Origin of the sequence: Paraburkholderia sp. SIMBA_027, assembly GCF_046535315.1 — a bacterium.
GTDB lineage: Bacteria > Pseudomonadota > Gammaproteobacteria > Burkholderiales > Burkholderiaceae > Paraburkholderia > Paraburkholderia tropica.
The window spans coordinates 1-247 of sequence record NZ_JAWRWY010001322.1 but is presented as its reverse complement, the minus strand read 5'-3'; the positions used below and the strand labels follow the sequence as shown (position 1 = coordinate 247).

The 247-nt window shown below is 62.3% G+C and carries 1 protein-coding gene; it reads right to left on the bottom strand.

The features are described from left to right. A partial coding sequence (locus tag SB764_RS43450) for a hypothetical protein (protein ID WP_410867234.1) occupies positions 1-247 on the bottom strand: 247 nt, incomplete at both ends.

Sequence of the window (247 nt, the reverse complement as noted above, 5' to 3'; positions counted from 1 at the left end):
ACGACGCGGCCGACGGCAGCACCCAGCGTCTGGTCGAAGAAGTTCTGGTGCCAGGTGGAACCGGCAAGCTGCTTGGCCGAATCCGCCAGCAGCGGGTTTTTCACCGCACCGTCCGCACCCGTCGCAACCGGCAGGATCATGCCGGCAGCCGCCATCTTTTCTTCGCTTTCCTTGCTGGTCAGGAATGCCGCAAAATCGATGGCTTCCTTGGACGCGTTTTTCGTGACTGCCCAGCCATTCAGGCCGC